The organism is Streptomyces sp. NPDC026206, assembly GCF_040638465.1.
GTDB lineage: Bacteria > Actinomycetota > Actinomycetes > Streptomycetales > Streptomycetaceae > Streptomyces.
Genome location: NZ_JBEZYL010000002.1, coordinates 200,312 through 222,415, shown reverse-complemented (window position 1 = coordinate 222,415; position 22,104 = coordinate 200,312). Strand labels below are relative to the sequence as shown.

16 protein-coding genes are annotated in these 22,104 nt (G+C 70.1%); 4 read left to right on the top strand and 12 right to left on the bottom strand.

What is annotated here, in order from left to right; genetic code table 11:
- Positions 1 to 262: 262 nt before the first annotated feature.
- Together acnA and AB0F13_RS04460 are read right to left on the bottom strand one after the other, a co-directional pair.
- A complete protein-coding gene (acnA, locus tag AB0F13_RS04465; RefSeq protein ID WP_362075007.1) occupies positions 263 to 2,977 on the bottom strand; it encodes an aconitate hydratase AcnA in 2,715 nt (904 codons plus the stop codon).
- 207 nt (positions 2,978 to 3,184) lie between these two features.
- Positions 3,185 to 4,084, bottom strand: a complete 900-nt coding sequence (locus AB0F13_RS04460; protein WP_362075004.1) for an alpha/beta fold hydrolase — start codon at positions 4,082 to 4,084, stop codon at positions 3,185 to 3,187.
- Positions 4,085 to 4,256: 172 nt separating this feature from the next.
- On the opposite strand from AB0F13_RS04460, the gene AB0F13_RS04455 reads away from it, so the two are divergent.
- Positions 4,257 to 4,811, top strand: a complete 555-nt coding sequence (locus AB0F13_RS04455) for a Uma2 family endonuclease (RefSeq protein ID WP_362076017.1) — start codon at positions 4,257 to 4,259, stop codon at positions 4,809 to 4,811.
- A gap of 19 nt (positions 4,812 to 4,830) precedes the next feature.
- Here AB0F13_RS04455 and AB0F13_RS04450 read toward each other — a convergent pair whose 3' ends face one another.
- Positions 4,831 to 5,193 carry a GntR family transcriptional regulator gene (locus AB0F13_RS04450; RefSeq protein WP_362075001.1) on the bottom strand — a complete coding sequence of 121 codons (363 nt, stop codon included), beginning with the start codon at positions 5,191 to 5,193 and terminating at the stop codon, positions 4,831 to 4,833.
- Position 5,194: 1 nt separating this feature from the next.
- Positions 5,195 to 6,178, bottom strand: a complete 984-nt coding sequence (locus AB0F13_RS04445) for a DUF1648 domain-containing protein (protein WP_362074998.1) — start codon at positions 6,176 to 6,178, stop codon at positions 5,195 to 5,197.
- Between the two features lie 97 nt (positions 6,179 to 6,275).
- Here AB0F13_RS04445 and AB0F13_RS04440 point away from each other — a divergent pair, with 97 nt between their 5' ends.
- A complete protein-coding gene (locus AB0F13_RS04440; RefSeq protein ID WP_362074995.1) occupies positions 6,276 to 7,805 on the top strand; it encodes a UDP-N-acetylglucosamine 1-carboxyvinyltransferase in 1,530 nt (509 codons plus the stop codon).
- Positions 7,806 to 8,245: 440 nt separating this feature from the next.
- Here AB0F13_RS04440 and AB0F13_RS04435 read toward each other — a convergent pair whose 3' ends face one another.
- The 8 genes from AB0F13_RS04435 to AB0F13_RS04400 form a co-directional block, all read right to left on the bottom strand.
- The gene (locus tag AB0F13_RS04435; RefSeq protein ID WP_362074992.1) at positions 8,246 to 8,827 is read right to left on the bottom strand and encodes a hypothetical protein; all 582 of its coding nucleotides are present in this window, start codon (positions 8,825 to 8,827) and stop codon (positions 8,246 to 8,248) included.
- Between the two features lie 2 nt (positions 8,828 to 8,829).
- The gene (locus tag AB0F13_RS04430; protein WP_362074989.1) at positions 8,830 to 13,140 is read right to left on the bottom strand and encodes a polymorphic toxin-type HINT domain-containing protein; all 4,311 of its coding nucleotides are present in this window, start codon (positions 13,138 to 13,140) and stop codon (positions 8,830 to 8,832) included.
- Between the two features lie 192 nt (positions 13,141 to 13,332).
- Complete coding sequence (locus AB0F13_RS04425; RefSeq protein WP_362074986.1) at positions 13,333 to 14,436, bottom strand: hypothetical protein; 1,104 nt, start codon at positions 14,434 to 14,436, stop codon at positions 13,333 to 13,335.
- A 51-nt stretch (positions 14,437 to 14,487) separates the two neighbouring features.
- On the bottom strand, positions 14,488 to 15,114 hold the full coding sequence (locus tag AB0F13_RS04420) for an RICIN domain-containing protein (protein WP_362074983.1): 627 nt from the start codon (positions 15,112 to 15,114) through the stop codon (positions 14,488 to 14,490).
- Positions 15,115 to 15,233: 119 nt separating this feature from the next.
- Positions 15,234 to 15,785, bottom strand: a complete 552-nt coding sequence (locus AB0F13_RS04415; protein WP_362074980.1) for an RICIN domain-containing protein — start codon at positions 15,783 to 15,785, stop codon at positions 15,234 to 15,236.
- Positions 15,786 to 15,831: 46 nt separating this feature from the next.
- Positions 15,832 to 17,421, bottom strand: a complete 1,590-nt coding sequence (locus AB0F13_RS04410; RefSeq protein WP_362074977.1) for an AbfB domain-containing protein — start codon at positions 17,419 to 17,421, stop codon at positions 15,832 to 15,834.
- 281 nt (positions 17,422 to 17,702) lie between these two features.
- On the bottom strand, positions 17,703 to 18,104 hold the full coding sequence (locus AB0F13_RS04405; protein ID WP_362076014.1) for a RidA family protein: 402 nt from the start codon (positions 18,102 to 18,104) through the stop codon (positions 17,703 to 17,705).
- Positions 18,105 to 18,303: 199 nt separating this feature from the next.
- Entirely contained in the window at positions 18,304 to 19,458 is a 1,155-nt protein-coding gene (locus tag AB0F13_RS04400) for an acyl-CoA dehydrogenase family protein (RefSeq protein WP_362074974.1), read from the bottom strand.
- Between the two features lie 139 nt (positions 19,459 to 19,597).
- Between AB0F13_RS04400 and AB0F13_RS04395 the strand changes: the two genes are divergently transcribed.
- Together AB0F13_RS04395 and AB0F13_RS04390 are read left to right on the top strand one after the other, a co-directional pair.
- Entirely contained in the window at positions 19,598 to 21,238 is a 1,641-nt protein-coding gene (locus AB0F13_RS04395) for an AMP-binding protein (protein WP_362074971.1), read from the top strand.
- Complete coding sequence (locus AB0F13_RS04390) at positions 21,231 to 22,067, top strand: PaaX family transcriptional regulator C-terminal domain-containing protein (protein ID WP_362074968.1); 837 nt, start codon at positions 21,231 to 21,233, stop codon at positions 22,065 to 22,067. Before AB0F13_RS04395 ends, AB0F13_RS04390 begins: the two co-directional genes overlap by 8 nt.
- The last annotated feature ends 37 nt before the right edge of the window (positions 22,068 to 22,104 follow it).

Genomic DNA, 22,104 nt, shown 5'->3' with positions numbered 1-22,104 from the left:
TGGGGACCGACACCGTTTCGCGTCGTCCCGGCCGGGAGCCTAACCCGCATAGGAATACCCGACACCTCATCAATCCTCTGATCACCCAGTCGTGTTGGGGGATAACCCGGGAGAGTGCAGAGGTGAACATACGCCCGGCACATGCCGGAGGGCCCGGCCGCACCCCGGGCACACGCCGAAGGCCCGGCCGCACCCCGGGAAACGCCGAAGGGCCGCACCCCGTACAGACGGGGTGCGGCCCTCAACCGCGTGTGCGGACCGCTTACTTGCGGATCAGGCTCCGCAGCACGTACTGCATGATGCCGCCGTTGCGGTAGTAGTCCGCCTCGCCGGGGGTGTCGATGCGGACGACCGCGTCGAACTCGACACCGGTGTCGGTGGTGACCTTGACCGTGCGGGGCGTGGTGCCGTCGTTCAGCTCGGTCACGCCGGTGAAGGTGAAGGTCTCCTCGCCGGTCAGGCCCAGGGAGGCTGCCGAGGCGCCCTCGGGGAACTGGAGCGGCAGGACGCCCATGCCGATGAGGTTCGAGCGGTGGATGCGCTCGTAGGACTCGGCGATGACGGCCTTGACGCCGAGCAGCGCGGTGCCCTTGGCGGCCCAGTCGCGGGACGAGCCGGAGCCATACTCCTTGCCGGCCAGGACGACCAGCGGGATGCCCTGCTCGATGTAGTTGCGCGAGGCGTCGTAGATGAACGAAACCGGGGCGCCCTCGACGGTGAAGTCGCGGGTGAAGCCGCCCTCGGTGCCCGGCGCGATCTGGTTGCGCAGGCGGATGTTGGCGAACGTACCGCGGATCATGACCTCGTGGTTGCCGCGGCGGGAGCCGTAGCTGTTGAAGTCACGACGCTCGACACCGTGCTCGGTGAGGTACTGGCCGGCCGGGGTGTCGGCCTTGATGGCGCCGGCCGGGGAGATGTGGTCGGTGGTGACCGAGTCGCCCAGCTTGGCGAGGACGCGGGCGCCGGCGATGTCGGAGACCGGGGTGGTCTCCATCGTCATGCCCTCGAAGTACGGGGGCTTACGGACGTAGGTGGACTGCGGGTCCCACTCGAAGGTGTTGCCGGTCGGGATCGGCAGGGCCTGCCACTGGGCGTCGCCCGCGAAGACGTCCTGGTAGGACTTGTTGAACATGTCCTCGCCGATGGCGTTGGCCACGACGTCGTTGACCTCGGCCTCGGAGGGCCAGATGTCCTTGAGGTGGACCGGGTTGCCGTCGGTGTCGATACCGAGGGCGTCCTTGGTGATGTCCACCTTCATGGAGCCCGCGAGGGCGTACGCGACGACCAGCGGCGGGGACGCCAGGTAGTTCATCTTGACGTCGGGGTTGATCCGGCCCTCGAAGTTGCGGTTGCCGGAGAGCACCGAGGTGACGGCCAGGTCGTGGTCGTTGACGGCCTTGGAGACCTCCTCCGGCAGCGGGCCGGAGTTGCCGATGCAGGTGGTGCAGCCGTAGCCGACGAGGTTGAAGCCGACCTTGTCGAGGTAGGGGGTCAGGCCCGCCTTGTCGAAGTAGTCGGTGACGACCTTGGAGCCCGGGGCGAGGGTGGTCTTGACCCACGGCTTGCGGGTCAGGCCCTTCTCGACCGCCTTCTTGGCCACGAGCGCGGCGGCGACCATGACGTAGGGGTTCGAGGTGTTGGTGCAGGAGGTGATCGCGGCGACGGTGACGGCGCCGTGGTCGATCTCGTAGGTCGAGCCGTCGGGGGCGGTCACGGTGACCGGCTTCGACGGGGCACCGGTGGAGATGGCCGGGGCGTCGGAGGCCGGGAAGGACTCCTTGCCCGCCTCGTCGACGTCGTCGACGTAGTTGCGGACGTCCTGCGCGAACTGCGCGGCGGCGTTCGCCAGGACGATGCGGTCCTGCGGGCGCTTCGGGCCGGCGATGGAGGGGACGACCGTGGAGAGGTCGAGCTCGAGCTTCTCGGAGAAGTCGGGCTCGGCGGCCGGGTCGAGCCAGAGGCCCTGCTCCTTGGCGTACGCCTCGACGAGCGCGACCTGCTGCTCGGAGCGGCCGGTCAGACGCAGGTACTTCAGGGTCTCGCCGTCGATCGGGAAGATCGCGGCGGTGGAGCCGAACTCCGGCGACATGTTGCCGATGGTGGCGCGGTTGGCCAGCGAGGTGGCGGCGACGCCCTCGCCGTAGAACTCGACGAACTTGCCGACGACGCCGTGCTTGCGCAGCATCTCGGTGATCGTGAGCACCAGGTCGGTGGCGGTGGTGCCGGCCGGGAGCTCGCCGGTCAGCTTGAAGCCGACGACGCGCGGGATGAGCATGGAGACCGGCTGGCCGAGCATCGCGGCCTCGGCCTCGATGCCGCCCACGCCCCAGCCCAGCACGCCGAGGCCGTTGACCATGGTGGTGTGCGAGTCGGTGCCGACGAGGGTGTCGGGGTACGCCTGACCACCGCGGACCATGACGGTGCGGGCCAGGTGCTCGATGTTGACCTGGTGGACGATGCCGGTGCCCGGCGGGACGACCTTGAACTCGTCGAACGCGGTCTGGCCCCAGCGCAGGAACTGGTAGCGCTCCTTGTTGCGGCCGTATTCCAGCTCGACGTTCTGGCCGAAGGCGTCCTTCGTGCCGAACTTGTCGGCGATGACGGAGTGGTCGATGACCAGCTCGGCCGGGGCCAGCGGGTTGATCTTCGCCGGGTCGCCGCCGAGCTCCTTGACGGCCTCACGCATGGTGGCGAGGTCGACGACGCAGGGCACACCGGTGAAGTCCTGCATGATCACGCGGGCCGGCGTGAACTGGATCTCCTGGCTGGGCTGGGCCTGGGAGTCCCAGCTGCCCAGCGCGCGGATGTGATCGGCGGTGATGTTCGCGCCGTCCTCCGTGCGGAGCAGGTTCTCCAGCAGCACCTTCAGGCTGTAGGGAAGGCGGGCGGAGCCCTCGACCTTGTCCAGCTTGAAGATCTCGTACGACTCGTCGCCCACCTGCAGCGTGCTGCGGGCGTCGAAGCTGTTCGCCGACACGACAGTCTCCTTCATGCATGAATTCGCGTACTGCGGCAATCCTGCCGCCCCGACACCGCGCGGGTCCGCTAAGGTGTGCCTAAGTTAGGTACGCCTTACTGGCGCGACGGCTGTACGTCTCTCGGCAGATATCTCGATGTCGAGATAACTCTAGTACATCGCCGTCGAACGGTCATGCCCAGATGGGCCGAGCGTGGGGCGAGGCCGTCAGGCCCGGGCCGCGAGGCCATGGTCCGCCTCGCGCAGGAACGCCGGCACCCGGTTGTTCAGCAGCTCCACCGGCATGCCGTGCCCGGCGCCCGGCACGACCTCGGTCCGCACATCCGGCATGAGACGACGCGCCCTGGCCTCGGCGCGGCGGGCGTCGTGGACCCGGCTTCCCCCACCGAGCATGACCAGGACAGGCGCGGCGATCGAACGCAGCTCGTCGTCGCTCATCCCCGGGGGCGGCAGCAACCGCACGCGGAAGCCGCGCATCGCCTCCAGCGACAGCCGCGCCTGAGCCTCGTCCACCTCGGCCGAAGCACCGGTCTCGCCGATGAGCCGGGACAGCCACCGGCGCTGGAACTTCTCGCCGAGCACGAAGCCGGCGACGGCCCCGAGCACAAAGCCCGGCTTGAGCGGGGCCAGGGCGCGCGGCGGGTCGTAGGCGGTGACGGAGGCGACGCGGCCGGGGAAGCGTACGGCCTGGTTGAGCGCCACCCAGCCGCCGTACGAGTGGCCCACCAGGTGCGCCCGCTCCAGGCCGAGCCCGGCGAGGACCTCCTCCAGCCACGCCGCCGTGGCGTCCTGCGTACGGATCGGGGCGGTCTGCGTGCTGTACCCCGGCTCCCCCACCCGGTCGACGGCCAGCACGGTCCGCCCCTCGGCGAGCGCGGCCACGTTCGGCCCCCACTCGGCCGGGGCCGCGCACTGCCCGTGCAGCAGGACGACGGGCGTCCCGTCGCCGGTGCCGTAGCAGTGGACACGGGTGGTTCCGGAGCCGGTCTGCACGTCGCGCTCCTCGCGCGGCTCCGGCCAGGACTCCATGGCCCGGTCGTAGGCGGCGAGTATGCGGACCCGCGCGTCGTCACTGGCGAAGGAACTGATCTCTGCGCTCCCGCTCATGCGGCTGCCTCCCCCTCGAACTCCCCTCGAAGCGACCGCTTGTGCGGTCACCGCTGGATCGATCTTCGCAGGGGGCCGGTTCTTCGTCTTCGCGGGGGTGGTTCACCTGTACGAGTGGAGGCAGAGCCCAACGCCGCTGCGTCCGGGGCGGATTGCTGTAGACCCGGGACCGATGAGCACACACCGCCGCACGTACTCAGCCGACGATCCCGAAGCCGCACTGAAGTACGCGATCCGCCACTTCGAAGATGACCACGTGCAGATCGTGGAAGGGGTCATCGCACTCATGCGGCGGAGCTGGGACCACGAGTCCTCTGTGAGCAGCATTCGCTCGCAGACGGGTCCCGTAGTGGGCAGACTCGGTTGCATCTCGGGCTCCGGCGATCTGGACCTTCCCGGAAGCCTCAATTGGTACGTTCCAGACGTAGCCGTCGTCCCGGAGGAGCTGGCCAAGGGCGCCGGTGCGCTGCTCCCCGACCAGACGCTGCTCATCGTCGAGGTCACCTCCGACTCCGATGGGGACACCGACCGGATCGTCAAACGCCGCCGCTATGCCGAATACGGGGCGCCGCTCTACCTCCTCGTCGACCGTCAGGAGCGGTCCGGCACGCTGTTCAGCGAGCCGGGAGAGTCCGGCTACACGCGGACGGACGGTCCTCACCCCTTCGGCACCGCCGTTCACCTCCCCGCCCCCTTCGACCTCGAACTCGACACGTCGGAGTTCTGACCGGCACCGGACCGGAGGGTCAACTCGCGGTCAGCCCCGTCCGCACGAGGTCCACGACCTCCTCGTCCGACATCCCCAGCGCCCGCGCGTCCGCGACCAGGTGGCGTACTCCCTCGACGAGCCGGGCGCGGCCGGGGGGTGCGGTGCCGGTGGCCACGACCGCTCCGCGGCCGCGCCGCAGGTCTATCAGGCCCTCCTCGCGCAGCCGCTGGTAGCCGCGTAGGACGGTGTGGACGTTGACGCCGAGGGAGTCGGCCAGGGTGCGGGCCGCGGGGAGGCGTTCACCGGGGTGTACGGAGCCGTCGGCGATGGCACCGCGGACGGCTGCGGCGATCTGGTCGCCGAGTGGGAGCGGGGAGCCGGGGTCGAGGCGGATCAGCACGTCAGGCCCCGTCGCCGGTGTGGTGGCGGGCCCGGTCGGCGAGGGTGTTGAGCAGCGCGGCGGCGGTGGCCGAGTCGTCGACGGTGATGACGAATTCGCTGCCGGTGGTGAGCCGGGCGACCAGAGCCTCGCCGGAGCGCAGGACGACGCCGCTGCGGCCGGGGACGGCGCGGTAGCCCCAGCCGCCGAGGTCGGCGAGCGCGCTGATGTGCCGGCTGGTCGCCGTTTCGATACGGGCGAGGGGCACGCGCAGTCTGGGACGGGGCAGCCAGGGGAGGCAGGCGGTGAGGCCGTGGCGGTCGACGGTGACGCGGACGCCGGAGAAGGCGGCGGTCACCAGGCCGCCGACGAGCAGCCCGGCGCCGGGGCCCCAGCCGGCGAGGGGGCCGAGGGCCGCGCCCAGCAGGCCGGCCGCCAGGCCGCCGTAGCGCAGGGGACGCGAGCCGACGGACCGGGTCCATGTCGCCGCCTCCCCGTCGCGGAGCGCAAGGCGGGGCACGGCCGGGCCGGAGCCCTCCGGTTGCCGTGCGGGCTGCGCGTCCCGGCCCGCGAGCAGCCAGCCCAGGCCGCCCGCCGCCGTGGCTACGGCCAGGGCGACGCCCAGCTGCCAGGGGCCGAGCCGGGCGTCCTCGCCGGCGCCGGCCCGCGCGTTGTCGAGGACGAGGGCGCAGAGGAGGTGGCCGATGAGGCCCGCCAGGCCGTATCCGAGAGCGACCAGGGCTCTCGTGCGCCCGCCTCTCATGCCGTAGGCGAGCCCCACGAACAGAGCAGCGGGCACGAGCAACAGTGCGAGGGCGGTATACGGGAACGAACCGAGGGCCGTGTAGCCGTCGGCGTGACCGGCACCGGAGAAGTGAGTGGCCATGGGATCGGGAAGGCGGTCGCGACGCAGCAGAAAGGCCGTCAGGAAGGTGGCACAGCCGAGGAGATACGGCAGCGCGAGAAGAAGTGGACGTCGCCGGTCCTTCGCAGTCAGTGCGGACACGTTCATGACACCTCCAAGTTGTTCGCATAGTAGTAGAAGAAGTGGAGAGCCATGGCGTACGGAGAAGTAATCTCATATCTGAGATACCGTCTGTCTCATGACAGACGCCTACCTCGGCCGCATCGGCAAGCTCATCCGTGACGCCCGACAGCACCGTGGCTGGACCCAGTCCCAGCTCGCGGACGCTCTCGGCACCAGCCAGAGCGCGGTCAACCGCATCGAGCGCGGAAATCAGAACATCAGTCTTGATATGATCGCCCGCATCGGTGAGGCGCTCGACAGCGAAATCGTCTCCCTCGGCTACGCCGGGCCGATGCACCTGCGCGTCGTCGGCGGGCGCCGCCTCTCGGGCGCCATCGACGTCAAGACCAGTAAGAACGCGTGTGTCGCGCTGCTGTGCGCCACGCTGCTCAACGCCGGCCGCACGACCCTGCGGCGGGTCGCGCGGATCGAGGAGGTCTACCGGATCCTCGAGGTGCTCGCCAGCATCGGCGTCCGGCACCGCTGGATCAATGACGGCAACGACCTGGAGATCGTGCCGCCCGCCGAGCTCGACCTGGCGGCCATGGACACCGAGGCCGCGCGCCGCACCCGCAGCGTCATCATGTTCCTCGGCCCGCTGCTGCACCGCATGGACCACTTCAAGATCCCGTACGCGGGTGGCTGCGACCTCGGCACCCGCACGGTCCAGCCGCACATGACGGCCCTGCGCCACTTCGGCCTGGAGGTCACGGCCACCGACGGCACGTACCACGCGCAGGTCGACCGCTCGGTCTCCCCCACCCGGGCCATCGTGCTGACCGAGCGCGGCGACACCGTGACCGAGAACGCCCTGCTGGCCGCCGCCCGCCACCCCGGCGTGACCGTCATCCGCAACGCCAGCTCCAACTACATGGTCCAGGACCTCTGCTTCTTCCTGGAGGAGCTCGGCGTACGGGTCGAGGGCGTCGGCACCACGACCCTGACCGTGCACGGCGTCGCCACCATCGACCGCGACGTGGACTACGCGCCGTCCGAGGACCCGGTGGAGGCCATGAGCCTGCTGGCCGCCGCCGTGGTGACGGAGTCGGAGCTGACGATCCGCCGGGTGCCGATCGAGTTCATGGAGATCGAGCTCGCCGTCCTGGAGGAGATGGGCCTCGACCACGAGCGCAGCGCCGAGTACCGCGCCGACAACGGCCGTACCCGCCTGCTCGATCTGACGGTCCGCCCGTCCAAGCTGCGCGCGCCGATCGACAAGATCCACCCCATGCCGTTCCCCGGCCTGAACATCGACAACGTGCCGTTCTTCGCGGCCATCGCCGCGTCCGCCCAGGGCCAGACCCTCATCCACGACTGGGTCTACGACAACCGCGCCATCTACCTCACCGACCTCAACCGCCTCGCCGCCGACGTCAAGCTCCTCGACCCGCACCGCGTGCTGGTCGAGGGCCCCACGCGCTGGCGCTCGGCCGAGATGATGTGCCCGCCCGCGCTGCGGCCGGCGGTGGTCGTGCTGCTGGCGATGATGGCGGCGGAGGGGACGTCGGTGCTGCGCAACGTGTACGTCATCAACCGGGGGTACGAGGAACTGGCGGAGCGCCTGAACTCGGTGGGGGCGCAGATCGAGACGTTCCGGGATATTTAGCAGCCCCGGGAGCCGAGATGACATTCAGCCACCTCGGCCGGCTGCCTGTGAGCCGTCGTCCGTGCCACCGCACTCGCGGAGGACGCGGCCAACGGCTGGGCACTCTCGCACCTGACGGCTCGACGGGGGATGGGGGCGCGTCCGTAGCATGAGCCAGGGGCACAGCGCCTGGGGTACCCGGCTTTGCGGGTGGCGGGCGCTGTAGAGCAAACCACAGTGGATCCCCTCGGGCTGGGAGAAACCTCTGCCGTCATCCCTCTACGGCACAGATCGCCCGGTTCGACCAAAAGTTACGGCGGGCACTCGTGCGAGTGCCCGCCGTAACTCGCCTTACTGAGCCGGTTTATGGCATCAATCGATGTCGTCCGTGACTGATGCCGCATTGCCCGGCTCGATCAACCGTTGCATTCAAGGCGCCTTGACGGCAGACCCAAAAATGCTCACGCCAGGCGGCGTGACGTGAGCAGACTCAGCCCACTTCCGCCTTCCTCCCTGAGGAGTTCAGGTGAAGCCTGCAGAAACCTTGATGCAACCTGGCCCTGCACTATCACCCTGTCAGGGAACTCCGGAACCATCTGGCCCTCATAAAGGATGATCGAGTCCCAGTCGTCAGGATCGGAGATACCGCGTCGGTCAATGACCAAAGCACGAGTAGGCGTTGGAAATCTTGTTGCAGCCTCCGTGAGAGCCGTCTCCACCCTCTGCGCCTCTTCGCCAGTAAGGCCATCCAGCCAGAATGTCTGGATCTCGCAGCCGAGCGGTTCGTAGGAGTACTCGTCGACTACATTTACGTTTTCCGAGAACCACCAGTTCATAGTGATGGACGAGATCCGAAGACCGAGAAGGCGATCAAGCTCTTCTCGCTCCAGAGGGACATTATTCCCCTCGACGTCGATCGCCATGACTGCACCCAGGGCCGGGTGGCGAAGCTGAATTCCATGCTTCGCGAAGAGTTCAACTTGCTCGGCGAGAACCGGCGTAGTGGCTGACTCGCGGTACCACCGAATGAATGCATCGGACATGACTAGCACTTCGTCGGCAGTGTGAAGATGTGCACGTTCTCGTCTCCGAATACCTTCTTGGCTTGGGCCACAGCCGACTCCGGCGTATTGTCGGCCAGGTAGTAAATCGCCTTGACGCCAGCCTGGTCTGCGGCATACTTGGCTATCTTCAGGGCGCCACCGAATTTCGACGGGTTCTTGGCCTTGGCGCCACCACCCACGAAAACATACTCCCCGTCCGGCCCGAAAACGTCAAGGCCACTTGATCCCACATTCGGCATGTGAATTGGAATGTCCTGTCCATTGGGACCCTTGGCGACCTTGCCACCGATCAGCTTTGCAATCCACTCCTCGCGGCTCAGCCCCAAGCCCCCGGCATCATTATGAACGAGGACCGGCGTGTTGCCAGCCAACACGTAGAACGTGTGGGTGCTTTCGACGGTGAGATTGTAGACCTTACGGAACTCGGACCAGGAACGGGCGCCAACTATTTCTCGCAGCTTACCGTCAGGGGTGCGTAGACGGTCACCCACCTTGAGGTCTGCGGCGTCCAGCCAGCGGTGCTGGTTTTCCACCCAGAACGGGTGGTTGCCGGTGGCGGTGACCGCGCTGGTGGCATGCCCAGCTTCGCCGCCTGTGTCGATGGTGATCTCGACCAGGTCCTTCTGACCCTCGCCGATGATCACATTGGTGACCATGCGTGCGTCAGTGGTGCCACTCTCCGGGTCGGTGGCCAGAACCTGCTGCCCGATCCGAATGTCCTTGATCGGCTGGCGGGTGCCGTCGGACATCAGTACCGGGGTTTCCGGTGTAAAGCTGTTCCCGGGCGCCGCCAAGCTCTTGGGCTTGGGCTTTACCGGACAGAAGGGAGCCCTCTTGTTGACCTCCTCGAGAACCTCCTCCGTCTCCTTGATCAGCTTCTTTGCCTTAGCTGACTCGTCGAGGAGCTTGTCGATACCGACAAGACGCTTGATGGCCTTGACGATCTCCGGGAACTTTTCGATTGCCCTGAGCGCCTTGCCCCAGGGAAGGTTATTGACCAACGCCCAGAAGCATGCCTCAACGTTGCCTTCGCTGTAGCACTTCTGAATGTTCTCTACGTCGAAGTATTGCGCGAGAAGCTCGCCACCGATTTCCTTCAGGAAGTCAGCGAAGTTCATGTTCGCAAGCTTTTGATACTTCGCGTATTCCTCGGGCGTCAAGCCGATGTCTTCGAGTGCCCGCTTGTCCTTTGCGGTCAGCTCACGGCCACTTACCCTGTCGGCATTGGCGGCTTCTTCGCGGGCCTTGCGCTGCCGCTCTTCGTACTCCGCCTCGGCCTTCTTGGCTACCTCATCCGCTTCCTTGGCGTACTTGAGGGCGTTGCCGGCCGCCTCCTTCGCCGACTTGGCGTGCGATTCGGCGGAGTCGGCGAGCTTGCCGGCGGCGACGGCGTCCTCTTTCGCCTGGGCCGCTGCACCCTGGGCGACGGTGGCTTCGTGCTCGGCCAGGTTGGCCGCGCTGTTCGCTGCGGCGGCGTGCTGGTCCGCTTCGGCTGCGGCGCCGCGGGCGCGGGCTGCTTCGGCCTCGGCCTGGTTGGCGGCCTGGCGTGCTGCTGACGCGTCGGCGTAGGCCTGGTTGGCGGCCTGGCGGGCGACTCTGGCGTCTTCCTGGGCCTGCGCGTCGGCCTGGTTGGCGCGGGCTGCGGCGGCTCGGGCCTTGGCGCCATCCGCTGCGGCCTCGGCGGCGGACTTCATCGCCGCCGCGGTCGAGCGTGCGGCGTTCGCCGCAGATCGTGCCGCGTTCGCGGCGGCCTTGTAAGCCGGGGCGACCTGGGCGTTGGCCCGCTTCGCCGCCTCCTCGGCGGCCTCGGCGGCCTTGACCGCTTCGGCGGCCTTGGCTTCCGCGGAGGCGACCTGCTCCGCGCCCATCTCCTGTGCTGCGGTGGCTACCGCAGCGGCGAAGTCGGCGTCGACGTCCTTGCCGGAGAACGGGGCCGTCAGCTCAATGGCCGTGTTCGCCGGGTCGGCGATGCCGGCCGCCGTGGACCGGGCCGCCGTGGAGGCCTGGACTGCGATGCCGGCCTGGAGCCTGGCCATAGCGGCCTCGCGGACCGCGCCTTCGGCCTCGTCCTTGGTGCGGTTGGCCGCCTGCAGGGCGTTGTTGGCCTCCATCGCGGCCAGCCCGGCCAGACGTGCGGCCTCGTGCGCGGCGATGCCCGCACGCGCTTCCTGTGCGGTGGCCTCAGCGGCCTTGAGGTTGGCGCGCTGAGCCGCGGCGTGGGTGGCGGCGGCTTCGGCCTCGGCCTTGTTCGCCGCCGCGTTCGCGGCGGCGGCGGCCGCCTCGGCCTTGCTCGCCGCCTCGTTGGCGCGTGCAGCGTGCGCGGTGGCTTCCGCCGCCGCCGCCCGTGCACGAGCCGCCGCACCAGCGGCCTCAGTCGCCGCCGAACGTGCCCGGATCGCGGCACCACTGGCCGTATCAGCGGCACCCTGGGCCTCACCGGCCGCCGAGTTGGCGGTATCGGCATCCGCCCGAGCCGTGGCCGCCGCGGTCTGAGCCTCCACGGAATATGCGGTGCCCTTGGCCGCGGCCGCCATCGACGCGGTGGCCTGAGCCCGGGACGCCTTGGCGTCGGAGTCCATCCTGGCTTCGCGGGACTTGCGCCAGGCGTCGCGGGCCTTAGTCTCCATACCGCGGGCGTTCTCGTCCGCCTTGGACGCGATGCCCTCCTGCTCCGCGGCATCCGCCCGCGCCGCAGCCGCCGTAGCCGCAGCCGCCGTGGCTTCCGCTCGTGCTGCCGACGCCGTTCGGGCCTCGGCCTCGGCGCGCGCACGCGCCGCCGCGGCGATGTCCCGCTCGCGCTCGGCGCGTGCCCGCGCCGCCGCGGCCAGGTCGCGCTCGCGCTCGGCGATCGCGCGCTGTTCAGCGGCGATCTGCGCCTGACGCTGCGCCTCGATGCGGGCCTCGCGCGCCTTCTTGGCGTGCTCCCAGGCCTGCTGCTCGGCCTTCTCCGCCTCGATGCGGGCCGCCTTGGTCCGGGCGGCCGCATCCGCGGCGATCTTCGCCTGCTTCTCGGCGGCCTCGGCCAGCTTGGCCGCTACCTTCGCGTGCTCCTCCGCGTTGGCGCGCCACTGCTTGGCCTGCTGCTCGTGCAGCTCGGCCTGGTTCTTGGCGTTCAGACCCTTGGCGTCGGCCTCGGTGGCGTCGACGGCGTGCTGTGCGGTCTCGCCGGCCTTGACAGCCGCCTCCGCCGCCGCGGCGATGCCCGAGGCGACCTCGGACCACTGGGTGCCGTAGGTCAGCCCGGTCTCCACCAGCACATCGGCCTGCACCTTGGCCTGAGCGGCCGCGACCTTGGCCTGCTTGGCCGCAGTGCCGGCGTTCTCGACCTGGCGGGCGACCTCGGCCTTGACGTTGCCGTAGTCGGACAGGCGCTTGCCGGCCCGGTCGGCCGCGAGCATCCGGTCGGCCTCGCGGGAGGACGCGGCAGCCGACGTCATCGCGTTGGCGGCGTTCTTGAGCGCCTTGACCGCGTCGCCGTGAGCGGCGATCAGCTTCGTACGGGCCTCGGCGGCGCGGGCGGCCTTCTCGGCCAGCTGCCGCAGCTTCTCCGCGGCTTCCTGTGCTTCCTTCAGGGCCTTCTCATGGGCGGCCCGGGCGTCGGCGTCCTTCTGCGCGGCGACCTGGTAGCCCTTCTCGAGGAATTCCTCGATCTTGGCGTTGTCGTTGGTGTCCAGCGCCGCCTGAGCGGCCTTCTTCACCTCCGGACCACCGGAGGCCGCCAGCATCTCCACGCGCTTGCGGAGCTCCGCGGCGCGCTTTTCGGCGTTCTCCTTGTCCTTGTTGTCCCGCTGCTTGGCGATCTCGGCGCCGAAGGCGAGGAAGTCGGCCCGGTCCTTGGGCGTGCCCTTCAGAACACGTTCGACCTCGGCGTTGAAGAACGACCCGCCAGTGCCGCGCATCCCCTCGATCTGCTTGCGGTTCTTCTCGTCGGAGCCCGCTCGCTTCTCCGCGGCACGCTTGCGGGCCTCGGCCTCGCCCTTTTCCAGGAACTCCCGGATCGCGTTCGGGTCGCTGCTCTCCAGGGCCTTCTTGGCGGCCTCGCGGACTTCCTCCTCGTCGTCGAACTCCGCGTAGTCCTGCACCAATTGCCGGTCACGCTCCGCGCTGACCTTGTCCAGCTCGGTCCGCGGAGCGGCCGTCGGCGCGGGGGCCGGCTTCGGCAGCGAGGCGGCCAGACGGTCCAGCGTGGCCAGCGTCTGGGCCTTCGCCGCCGCCTCGGCACGCGTCGCGGTCGCGGCGGTGGCCTCCCCGGTCGAACCACCCAGAATCGCCACGGCCACCGCCGTGGACACGACCGTTCTCATTACTCCGGCTACGTCACCACGTAGCCGTCCGGCCCTCGGCCGGAATCTACCCATCACAGGAAGAGTCCCCCTATTTTGATGTGAACAGAAAAATGCCCCTGCCCCCTCATGTGCGTGGGCAGGGTGCTCGCATACGGCCGGTCCGCAGGTCAGGCGGACCGGCCGGACGTACGAGGTCGATCAGCCCTTGACGCGGCTCTCGCCGTCCCGGGCCCGGTCGAACATGGCCTTCCAGTACTTCGCCGCCTCGAGCGACTCGGCCTGCTCCTTGGACCAGGCGTCCTGGTTGGCCTCGGCCGGCTGGGCGATGTTCTTCCACAGCTCGTCCGAGGATTCCCGGGCGGCCTTGGCGATGTTCTGCCAGTTCTCCATCTGAGCCGTGGTGGCGGCCTGCTCGGCCTCCCATGCCTTCTGCGCGGCGGCGGAGTGCTCGGACACCGCCTTCCAAGCCTGCTCGGCCTCGGCCCTGGCCTTCGCGGCGTCGGCCGCGCCCTTCACGGCCTCCTCGGCCGCCACCGCCTGCTTAATCAGGAGGGACAAGGTGTGGTGCCGCAGCGTTTCCGCGTCCGCGACCCGCATCCGTTGACTCTCCAGGTCCAGCGTTCCGCCGGTCACCCAGCCGTAGCCGAAGAACTCCGCGACGTCCGCGTCGACGGCACCGGGGCGCAACGCCCACTGCGCCGCCACCCGTACCTGCTCGCCCGGGTCGTGCTCCGCGAGAGAACGCACGAAGTCCCGGTCCTTCGCCGCGACGTCCAGCTTGTGCTGCGCGTTCGACTCCCGGACGGCGCGGTCACGCCGCTGGGCGTCGGCGTATCCAGTCTTCACGAACGCCGCCTGGTCGGCGGCCGTACCCTTCAACGCACGCTCAGCCGCGGCGCGCACCTCGGGAGAGAACTCCTTGGTGTGCGTGGCCACCACCCGCTCGCAGAAGGCCTTGTTCCGGGCCCGGGCGTCCCGGGTCCGCTGCTTGGCGGCGTCGTAGCCGCCACCGGGCGCCATCCACTCCGCGATCGCGTCGTCCCCACGAGTGCTGCGCAGGGCGTTCCACGCCGATGTGCGCACCTCGGCAGGCAGACGCGACTTCGCCAGCGAGAGGACCCAGTTACGCGCTTCCTCGGCCGCTGCGGCCTTCATGAGCGAGGCCTGATCGGCCGGCTGGTCGGCCGGGGCGACCGCCGGAACCCTGGCATCGGCGAACGCCGGTGCCGCTCCCACGAGCGCGCCTCCGCCGGCCAGCATGCTGACCGTCAACGCCTGGGCGACCCACCACTGACGACTCACTTCGGCCCTCTCAAGAAAACAGTCTTCATTGCAGTGGTCCCCTCGCGGAGGTCACTTGACCGGCTGGATCTGCCACAGCTGGGCGTCGGTCTGGTTGCAGGACCACTGCTGTGCCTTCGCGCCGTTGTCCGTCTTGGCGTCGACGATGTCCAGGCAACGGTCCTCGGTGTGCATGGGGCGCAGCTGGTGGAGCTTCTTGACGGGGTCGACGAGAACGACCTGCCAGCGCATCTGCTTGGTGTTGACGCACGACCACTGCTGGACGGCGGCGCCGGCCTTGGTGTCGCTGTTCTCCACTTCGAGGCACTTGCCGCTGGGTACGGACCGCAGTTCGTAGGAGGAGTCGGCGGCGGGGACCATGCGCCACTTCTGGGCGTCGCTGCCGTTGCAGGTCCACTGCCGGGCCCGCACGCCGTTCTCGGTCTTGGCGTGGTCGATGTCCAGGCACTTGCCGCTGTGTGCGGCCTGGAGCTGAACGACCGTTTCCGGCAGTCCCGTGCGGTTGTGGGCCTCCAAGGCCGCCGCCCGGGCCTTGGCGGCGGCCTCGGCGGCAGCGGCTGCTGCGCGGGCGGCAGCCTCGGCGGGGTCGCGCCCGTCCGCGTATGCGGTGGTCGCGCCGCCGGCCAGCGCGACGAGGCTGGCGCCGATGGCCAGCGCGGCTCGGATGATCCGTGCCATGGTGTGATCCGTTTCTTCTCGAAAGTCATGGGTGCCCAGAGTGTGTTGGGCACGGTGTTGCGCATGCCGCTGCCGAGCCGGTCACCATGTGGTGATCAGCTCCGCGGCGTCCGGGAACGTCAGGCCTTGGCCGGCTGGATCCGCCAGCGCTGGGCGGTGGTGCCGTTGCAGTACCACTGCTGGGCGTTCGCGCCGTCCTTGAGGCTGGCGTCGGAGATGTCCAGGCAGCGCTCCGGGGCGTGCATGGGACGCAGCTCGTACAGTTCCTTGGCGACGTCGACCATGACCAGCTTCCAACGCTGCTGGGGCTTGCCGACGCACCACCACTGCTGGGTGTTCGTTCCCGCCTTGGTGTCGGCGTTGTCCACTTCCAGGCACTTGCCGCTGTGCTTGGCCTGCAGCTCGAAGGTCGCCGAGCCGGTGGGGGCCAGGTCGAAGAGCTGGTTGTCCAGGTCGTCCGCGCACTTCGACTGCACCGCGTCGGCGCCGTTGCGGAGGCTGCCGTTCGCGATGGTGAGGCACTGGCCGCTGTGCTGGGCCTGCAGCTGCACGAAGGAGGGTGCGGCGGCGGCACGGGGAGTGGTTTCGTCCGCGTGTGCGGTGGTGACGCTGCCGGCCAGCGCGGCGACACTGGCGGCGGTGGCCAGTGCGGCTCGGATGATCCGAGACATGGGGGTTTTCCGTTCTTCTTTGAGGAGTGAACTCGGCGGGCAGCGGTCAGCGCGCGAGGGGGGCGGAGAGCTTCCAGGTGGCGTCCTGGGCGAAGTTCTCGGCGGTGTCGAAGCGGTGCTTGCCGCTCTTGTCGGCCTTGTCGGCCGCGTAGAGGTCACCCCAGAAGTGCCGCAGCCAACGACCCGACTGACTCGCGGACTCGAAGGACGTCCCGGAACCGGTGAGGCCCTTGCGGGCGCACCAGGTGGCGTCCTTGCGGAACTGGTCGCTCTTGTCGTCGGCGGCCATCCGCACCCGGAGGTCCTTCTGCATCAGGTAGTAGCCGGGCTTGCGGGCCGATTCGAAGGAGAAGCAGCCGGCCTGGCTGGCGAGCGCGGGGACGATGACCCAGGTGGCGTCCTCGCGGTCGGACTGCTTGCCCTTGGCGTCGACGGGGGCGACGAAGGCTTCTCCGCCGTCCACGCCGGACTGGCGGACGTACCAGCCGGCCTGCTTGCCACCGCTGGGCTGGAGGGACTGCCGCTTCGCCCGGTACTGGCTGTCCTCCTTGAGGAACTCGACGACGTCCTCGTCGCTGCCGGCCAGCGCCTTCTTCGCCGCGGCCACCAGATTGGGGTTCATCCCCGTCTTCTCGGCCCCGGCCTGGATCTGCAGCGCGCGGCGCCGGTTGGTTTCGGCGATCTTCTTGCGGCGTGCCTCGTCGTCGCGCTTGTAGGCCTGCTCGGCGCCGGTGCGGATGAACTCCTTCCACACCGCCGCGTCGGAGCTGAGCACCGCACGCTGCCCCGCCGCGTAGAGCTCGGTGCCCTGGGCGTCGCCCGGGGTGCTGCGCAGCAGTTCGCGGATGAAGTTGTCGTCGCTGAGGGCGAGCATGGCCTCGGAGGGCGTGATGCGGAAGAGTGCCGCGGCGTTCTTGCGGGCGGCCAGCTCCTTGCGGCGCTCGGCCTCCTCGCGGTTCTTCTGCTCCAGTTCCTTCAGCTCGTTGGCCACGTCGCGCTGGTGGGCCTCACGGACGCCGTTGGTGATGAACTCCTGCCACGCGGCGGCGTCCCCGGCCAGCGCGCGGGCGGCCGCGGCCTTGGCCTCCGGGCCCGAGGCGTCGTGCTTCATGATCGCGCGGATGAAGTTGTCATCGCTGAGCCCCAGCAGGTCCGGGCTGTTCGGGATGCCCACCGCGATCAGCGCCTGGGACTTGGCGAGGCGGGCCGCACGGTCGCCGTCGGCCCGGTCCTTCTCCCGCTGCTTGTCGATGGCGTACGCCTCGTGAATACCGGTGGTGATGAACCGCACGTGGTCGTCGGCCGAACTGCTCATCATGGCGTCCTCGGCGGCCAGGCGCACCGCCTCCAGGCTCTGGCCCGCGTCCCTCGCCTTCTGCCAGAGCGCGTGGATGAAGTCGTGGTCGCTGAGCAGGAGCACGTCCGGGCTGGGGTCGAGGCGGACCACGGCGGCCGCGTCGACCCGCTGCGTGTCGCTGGTTCCGATACCGGCTGCAGCGGCCACTGCGCCCGACGGCGTCGCGACGGCGGAGCCCGGTGCGGCCACACCGGCGACCGCGGCCAGCGCGGTGGTGGTCACGAGCCCGCGCGTGATGGCCCTCCGCATGCGTGCGGAGTTGGCCTGACTCTTCTTCATTCTGTTTTTGGTTACCCCTCTAGCGTCCCCGCACGCAGTTCCCGATGTGTGCAGGGTGGTCGAAGGCGAAGTCTTGAAGATTCACCGGATAGGAGTCAAACCGGACGAGTGAGATATGAGATACATTCAGCTTGCCTGTTCACCTGCGCGCCAGTTTGCTATTGCATTCCTGATGCCCGATGCATCTTCTGAGCCCCTGCCAGACGCAAGCGCGGCTCAAAACCGTCAAGCCATGGAATCCGTCCCGTCGAAACGTCACCCTTGCCCAGCGTTCCGCGGCGTCAGGGCAGCACGGCCACCCCGTCCAGCTCGACCAGCGCCTCCTCGTCCCAGAGCCGGGTGGTGCCGATGACCGCCATGGCCGGGTAGTCGCGACCGGCCAGGCGGCGCCAGATCTCGCCGAGTTCACGGGCGTACGAACGGTAGGCGCCGACGTCCGTGGCGTAGACGGTCACGCGCGCCAGGTGGCGGGGCTCGCCCCCGGCGGCCCGCAGGGCGGCCAGGAGGTTGCCCAGGGCTCGCTCGAACTGTTCCGGCAGGCCACCCGCCACCAGCCTGCCGCCCGCGTCGAGCGCGGTCTGGCCTGCGAGGAAGACCAGGCGGCCACCGGTGGCTGTGACGGCGTGGGTGAAGCCGGTGGGCGGGGAGAGCCCGGCGGGGTTGGTGCGGTGCAGCGTCATCAGCGGGGCTCCTCGGGCTCGGTGCCGGTCGGGCGGGGGCGGTCTGTCAGGGGCGGTCTGTCGGGGGCGGTCGGGCGGGTGCGGTCTGTCGGGTGCGGTCTGTCGGGTGCGGTAGCGGTCCGCGGTCAAGACGGGGTGTCGTCAAGACGGTCCGCTGGCGGTGCGGCTATTGCGTCCCGTGCGGCTCGGCGCACGGCTCGGGCTACTCGCCGCCGTAGACGTCCGCAGCGCGGTAGAGCTCCTTCGCGATGATCGTGCGCTGGACCTCGGTGGCGCCCTCGTAGATGCGCGGTGCTCGGACCTCGCGGTAGAGGTGTTCGAGGAGGTGGCCGCGCTGGAGGGCGCGGGCGCCGTGGATCTGCACGGCGGCGTCGACGACGTACTGCGCGGTCTCGGTGGCGAAGAGCTTGGCCATGGCGGAGCGACGGGCGATGCCCGGCTCCCCCGCGTCGTAGGCGGCCGCCGCGGCGTGGACGAGCAGGGCGGCTGCCTCGGTGCGGGTGGCCATGTCGGCGAGCCGGTGGGAGACGGCCTGCAGGTCCTTCAGCGGGCCGCCGAAGGCACGGCGTTCGCCTGCGTGGGCCAGGGCCGCGCCGAGAGCGGCCCGTGCCATGCCGACGGCGAAGGCGCCGACGCTCGGGCGGAAGAGGTCGAGGGTGTTCATGGCGACGCGGAAGCCGCCGCCCACCTCGCCGACGACGTCGCCGGCACCGACCGGGACGCCGTCGAAGGTGAGGGTGCCGAGGGCGTGCGGCGCGAGCATCTCCAGCGGCTGCCCGCCGAGGCCGGGGCGGTCGCCGGGCACCAGGAAGGCGGTGATGCCGGCCGCGCGGGGGGCCGGTCCGGTACGGGCGAAGACGGTGTAGAGGTCGGCCCCGGGGGCGTTGGAGATCCAGCATTTCTCGCCGGTGAGGCGCCAGCCGTCCCCGCCCGGATCGGGCGCGGCCCGCAGCTCCAGTGCCGCCGCGTCCGAGCCCGCGCCCGGTTCGCTCAGCGCGAAGGCGGCCACTGCCCGGCCCGCGACGACCTCCGGCAACCAGCGCGAGCGCTGCTCCCCGGTGCCGAACCGCAGAACCGGGTACGCGCCGAGGCCCTGGAGGGCGAGGGCCGTCTCGGCCTCCGTGCACTCCTGGGCGAGCGATGCGCGCAGCAGGCACAGGTCCATGGCGCGCACGGGGCCGTCGGAGGGCAGGACACGGGCCAGCAGGCCGAGTTCACCGAGCGCCCGGACGAGCGGACGGTTGACGCGGCCCGGGGCTTCCGGGCCGGCCAGGGGGCGCAACTGTCGTGCGGCGAGCGTGCGCAGCTCGGCACACCACTTGCGCTGCTCCCCGTCCAGTGTGAACGGTGTGGTCACCTGGCCCGCCCTCCCGCGCCTGAGATATCGCGCTCTGTTGACTGCCGTCACCGACTCGCTACGCTGACAGTGGATCCGTGTCGCTGGCAAGACCCCCGTTCACCTCCCATCCCTCCCGGCGCGAGGGGGCGCATCCGCGATGGAGCTCAACCGGTCGGCGCACGTGGACACCTTCGCGCGTGACCACCTCCCGCCCGCCGCACAGTGGCCGGATCTCCGCTTCGACCTCCAGGGGTCCCCGGGGCTGCGCTACCCGGACCGGCTCAACTGCGGCGTGGAGCTGCTGGACGGTACGGCCGGCCGGCTGGGTGCGGACCGGCCGGCGGTACGGGACGCCTGCGGGCGCGTGTGGTCGTACGGCGAGCTGAAGGCGCACGTCGACCGGATAGCGCACACGCTCACCACCGACCTGGGCGTCGCCCCCGGCAACCGGGTGCTGCTGCGCGGCCCCACCACGCCCTGGCTGGCGGCCTGCTGGCTCGCGGTGATGAAGGCCGGCGCGGTGGCCGTGACCGTTCTGGCCGCGCAGCGCCCGGGCGAGCTGGCCACCGTCTGCCGGATCGCGCGGGTGCGGCACGCCCTCTGCGACACCCGATCGGCCGACGACCTGATCAAGGCGGCGGTGCCACACTTACGGATTACGCTGTTCGGCGGTGACGCTCCCGACGACCTTCTGCGGCGTTCGGCGAAAAAACCCACATCCTATGTGGCGTTGGACACTTCCGCCGACGACGTCGCGCTCATCGCCTTCACCTCCGGAACCACCGGACCTCCCAAGGGCTGTCTGCATTTCCACCGCGATGTCCTCGCCGTCGCCGACACCTTCTCGGCGTGCGTCCTGCGACCGCACCCGGACGACCTCTTCGCGGGCAGCCCCCCGCTCGGCTTCACCTTCGGGCTCGGCGGCCTGGTCGTCTTCCCGCTGCGCGCGGGCGCCTCGACGCTGCTGGCCGACTGGCGCGGTCCGGGGAAGCTGCTGGCCGACATCCAACGCCACCGCGTCTCCGTGCTGTTCACCGCACCGACCGCCTACCGGGCGATGCTCGAAACGCTCGGCGCGTACGACACCTCCTCGCTCCGCAGATGCGTCTCGGCGGGCGAGCACCTGCCCGCGGCCCTGTGGCACGACTGGCGGCGTGCCACAGGGCTGCGCGTCATCAACGGCATCGGCGCCACCGAGATGCTGCACATCTTCATCTCCGCGGCGGACGGCCGCATCCGCCCCGGCGCGACGGGCCTGCCCGTCCCCGGCTACGAGGCCCGCGTCCTCGGCCCGGACGGCGAGCCCGCGCCCGACGGCGAGCCGGGCCTGCTGGCCGTGCGCGGCCCCACGGGCTGCCGCTATCTGGCCGACGAGCGGCAGCGTGGGTACGTACGCGACGGCTGGAACCTCACCGGTGACACCTACGTCCGCGACCCCGACGGCTACTTCCACTATGTGGCACGCGCCGACGACATGATTGTCTCGGCGGGCTGCAACATCGCCGGACCCGAGGTCGAGGAGGCCCTGCTGCGCCATCCCGACGTCCTGGAGGCTGCCGTGGTCGGCCGGCCCGACGAGCGGCGGGGCGAGGTCGTCGTCGCCCATGTGGTGCTCCGGGCCGGGGTGCCGCGCACAGGGGAAACGGTGCGGCAGCTGCGGGAGTTCATCAAAAAGGAGATCGTTCCCTACAAGTGCCCTCGCGAGATCGTGTTCCACGACGGCCTGCCCCGTACGCCCACCGGCAAATTGCAGCGATTCAGGCTGCGCGCGGGCGCTTTACAGTTTCCCCGTGACTGACCAGCAACCGCTCCATACCCCCCGGTCCCTCATCGTCACCTTCTACGGCGCGTACGGACGCGGTAGCGTCGACGCCCCCGCCGGCCCGGTGCCGATCGCGGCCCTGATCCGGCTGCTGGGTGCGGTGGGCGTGGACTCCCCGTCGGTACGGTCCGCCGTCTCCCGGCTCAAGCGGCGCGGTCTGCTCGTCGCGGACCGCACGGCCGGCGGCGCCGCGGCGTACGGACTGTCGCACACCGCCCGGCAGTTGCTGGACGACGGCGACCGGCGCATCTACGGCCGCCCCTCCGGGCGATCGGGCCACGGCTGGCTGCTGGCCGTCTTCTCGGTACCCGAACAGGAGCGGCACAAGCGGCACCTGCTGCGCTCGCGACTGGCACGGCTGGGCTTCGGCACGGCGGCGCCCGGCGTGTGGATCGCCCCGGCCCACGTGCACGACGAGACGCGCCACACCCTGCAGCGGCTGGGACTGGCCGACTACGTCGACCTGTTCCGGGGCAGCCACCTGGGGTTCGAGCCGACGGCCGAGGCGGTGGCCCGGTGGTGGGACCTGGACGCCCTGGCCAGGCAGCACCGGGCGTTCCTGGGCACCCACGAGCCGGTGCTGCGCCGCTGGTCGCGCCGTAAGCCGGTGCCATCGGAGGCGGCCTATCGCGACTACCTCCTCGCACTGGACTCCTGGCGGCGGCTGCCGTACGCGGACCCCGGGCTGCCGGCGGCCCTGCTGCCGGCGGAGTGGCCGGGCGGGCGGGCGGCGCGGGTCTTCGCGGCGCTGCACGCGCGGTTGCGGGATGCGGGGGCGCACTTCGTGGCGCTGGGGCTGACGTAGGCGCCCGTGCCGGGGCTCCGCCCCCGGTCCTCAAACG